4 protein-coding genes are annotated in these 3415 nt (G+C 38.1%); 3 read left to right on the forward strand and 1 reads right to left on the reverse strand.

Annotation, left to right across the window (positions count from 1 at the left end; genetic code table 11):
• Positions 1–464: 464 nt before the first annotated feature.
• The gene (locus tag GQR39_RS19860) at positions 465–1325 is read right to left on the reverse strand and encodes a YicC/YloC family endoribonuclease (RefSeq protein WP_165736418.1); all 861 of its coding nucleotides are present in this window, start codon (positions 1323–1325) and stop codon (positions 465–467) included.
• A 179-nt stretch (positions 1326–1504) separates the two neighbouring features.
• Here GQR39_RS19860 and rph point away from each other — a divergent pair, with 179 nt between their 5' ends.
• The 3 genes from rph to GQR39_RS19875 are packed head-to-tail and all read left to right on the forward strand — an operon-like array spanning position 1505 to position 3318.
• Complete coding sequence (rph, locus tag GQR39_RS19865; RefSeq protein ID WP_002958890.1) at positions 1505–2218, forward strand: ribonuclease PH; 714 nt, start codon at positions 1505–1507, stop codon at positions 2216–2218.
• Between the two features lie 18 nt (positions 2219–2236).
• A complete protein-coding gene (pyrE, locus tag GQR39_RS19870) occupies positions 2237–2881 on the forward strand; it encodes an orotate phosphoribosyltransferase (protein WP_007583381.1) in 645 nt (214 codons plus the stop codon).
• Positions 2882–2937: 56 nt separating this feature from the next.
• Entirely contained in the window at positions 2938–3318 is a 381-nt protein-coding gene (locus GQR39_RS19875; protein ID WP_007583384.1) for a diacylglycerol kinase, read from the forward strand.
• Positions 3319–3415: the final 97 nt, after the last annotated feature.

The following is a 3415-nucleotide window of genomic DNA, read 5'->3' on the forward strand; positions in this document are numbered from 1 at the left end:
TAATTATTAGCCTAGCTAATTTTTACCAAAAAACCCGAGCTTAGTCTCGGGTTTTTTAATGTCTAAAATAAAGTGTCATATAAAAGCGGTGTTCCTACCTTTGGCCTAAAGTAACTATCGTAGAGAAATTACTAACCTAGCTAATTATTAATAACTGAGTTTAATCTCGGGTTTTTTAATATCTAAAATAAAGTGTCATATGAAGGTGGCGCTCTTACTTTAGGCGTAGGTGCGTTGTAGTAACGTTCAAAGCGTAATTATTAGCCTAGCTANATTACCAAAAAGCCCGAACTTAGTCTCGGGCTTTTTAATGCCTAAAATAAAGAGTGATTTGAAGGTGAGAATCTCACATCAGATGAAGATGCTTGGTAAAAACATTCAAAATATTATTATTGGTATTAATAAAAAACCCGAGCCAAGCCCGGGTTTCGATAAGTTATGAATATGTCATAATTAGCTGAAAACTATTCAATATTTTGAATTTGTTCTCTCATTTGTTCTATCAACACTTTTAGCTCTACAGCGGCATTAGTGATGTCACTATTGATAGACTTAGATGCTAGCGTGTTAGCTTCACGATTAAATTCTTGCATCATAAAATCTAGGCGACGGCCACATGCGCCACCTTTTTTAAGGATTTTTTTAGTTTCTTTAACGTGAGACTTTAAACGATCTAATTCTTCAGCTACATCTTGTTTTTGTGCAAGATAAATAAGTTCTTGTTCAAGGCGTGACTCGTCAATGTTTGCTGTTAAGTCTTCTAGCTTTTGAGCCAGTTTTTCACGCTGCCATTTAGCAATCTCAGGCATGTGCGTTTCTACAATTTCTACTTGCTCTAAAATCGCATCAAGGCGGATTGCTATCATTTCTTCAAGGTTTGCACCTTCATCGCCACGAGCTGATTTAAAATCTTCGATTACTTGATCAAGACCAGCAATTAGTGCTGTATTAACGCTATCCATATCAAGTTCTTCAGCTTCCATAACACCAGGCCAACGCAATATATCAACAGGATTAATGTCGCCATTACTTTGCTCTTGAACCCATTTAGCGCTATTTATAAGTTGCTCAGCAAGGGCTTGGTTAATTGATAGCTCACCAACATGGGCAGGATTTGCTACAAACTTTAAAAAAACCTCAACTTTACCGCGTTGTAAGTGTTTGCGTAAACGCTCACGAATAACTGGCTCCATGCCACGAAATTGCTCTGGTGCGCGAATAAATGTTTCAAGGTAACGCTGGTTCACTGAACGAACTTCCCAAGTGCCAGTTCCCCAATCGCCTTTTATTTCGCGACGCGCATAAGCTGTCATACTGTGGATCATGGATATTTTCCTAAATTTATAAATACAATATTACGATGATTATACCGTAACACCGCTTAAGCTCTAGGGAAAATTTAATACACTGAATATTTTGCATACAGCTATTTATTTAAATCAGCATGGTATCTATACCCACATACACTTATAATGTCGCAAATTCTGAATTAAGGGGATCGTCAATGCGTCCAAGCGAAAGAACACCTAACCAAATTAGACCTGTTACATTTACACGTAATTATACTTTGCATGCTGAAGGCTCAGTACTTGTTGAGTTTGGTAACACCAAAGTACTTTGTACAGCTACTGTCGAATCGGGCGTTCCTCGTTTCATGAAAGGCCAGGGTAAAGGTTGGATCAATGCTGAATACGGTATGTTACCGCGAGCAACGCATACGCGTAATGCTCGAGAAGCTGCACGTGGTAAGCAGGGCGGTCGTACTATGGAAATTCAACGCTTAATTGCACGTGCACTTCGTGCTGCCGTTGATTTAAAAGCACTTGGCGAAAACACAATCACTATTGACTGTGATGTAATCCAAGCAGATGGCGGTACACGTACTGCTTCTATAAGTGGTGCATGTGTTGCACTTGTTGATGCACTAACGCACATGCGTGCAAAGGGTATGATTAACTCAAACCCACTTAAGCATATGATTGCAGCTATTTCGGTAGGTATATATAAAGGCCAAGCAATTAGCGATTTAGAATATATTGAAGATTCAGCAGCAGAAACTGATATGAATGTAATTTTAACCGAAACAGGTAAAATTATAGAAATTCAAGGTACAGCCGAAGGCGAACCTTTCTCGTTTGATGAGCTAGATGAGTTACTTACTTTAGCTAAACATTCTATTCGTGAAATCATTGACGTACAAAAGCAAGCATTAGCATAAATAGGTAGGCCACTAGATATGAAAGATTATCAAAAAGAGTTTATAGAATTTGCTCTAGAGAAGCAGGTATTAAAATTTGGTGAGTTTACTTTAAAGTCAGGGCGCATAAGTCCTTACTTTTTTAATGCCGGTTTGTTTAATACAGGTCGTGACTTAGCACGCTTAGGTCGTTTTTATGCATCAGCATTAGAAGATTCAGCGATAGAGTACGATGTACTATTTGGTCCCGCGTATAAGGGTATCCCAATAGCGACAACGACGGCAGTTGCATTAGCAGATCACCATGATAAAGATGTACCGTACTGTTTTAACCGTAAAGAGAAAAAAGCACACGGTGAAGGTGGTACATTAGTAGGCTCAGAACTCAATGGCAAAATAATGCTAGTTGATGATGTAATTACCGCAGGTACCGCTATTCGTGAGTCCATGGAAATTATTGCACAAAATGGTGCAGACCTTAGTGGTGTTTTAATTGCATTAGATCGCCAAGAAAAAGGTAAAGCCGAGTTATCAGCTATTCAAGAAGTTGAACGCGACTTTAATACCAAAGTAATTTCTATTGTAAAATTAGCAGACCTTATTAGTTACCTTGAAAATCAAGGGACGATGGGCGAGCATTTAGCCTCAGTTAAAGCTTACCGTGATCAATACGGCGTAGCATAAATAAAAAGCCTCGCAGTGCGGGGCTTTATTTTGACCTTCATTCATAGAGTTTATTAATGAAAGATGTATTAAAACCAAATGGCTTAGGCCTCAAACGCGTTTTCAAAGCAACCTATTGCTCCTATCTTGGCTTTAAAGCAGCATTTAAAGAAGAAGCTGCATTTAGACAAGAGCTATTACTAAGCCTTATATTATTCCCCACTTCATTTTGGCTTGCTTCATCATTATTACACTGGGCAATACTAATTAGCTCACTGCTTATTATTCTAATAGTTGAATTGCTAAACTCTGCCATTGAAGCATTAACAGATCGAGTAAGTACAGAATTGCATGTATTGTCAGGTAGAGCCAAAGATATGGGATCTGCAGCCGTAACACTTTCATTAACGATCGTATTGATCATATGGGGTGTAAGTCTTTATATGAAGATCGTTTAAGCTCACTTTTAATATTAGTGAAGTTTAAACACCTTTAGTTGTTAATAACTTGCTAGTTATGTTGTGTTTTTAACGTGTTTAGCTCAAATACTCAGCG

Origin of the sequence: Pseudoalteromonas sp. C8 (assembly GCF_011378685.1) — a bacterium.
In the GTDB taxonomy this organism is placed as follows: Bacteria; Pseudomonadota; Gammaproteobacteria; order Enterobacterales; family Alteromonadaceae; genus Pseudoalteromonas; species Pseudoalteromonas arctica.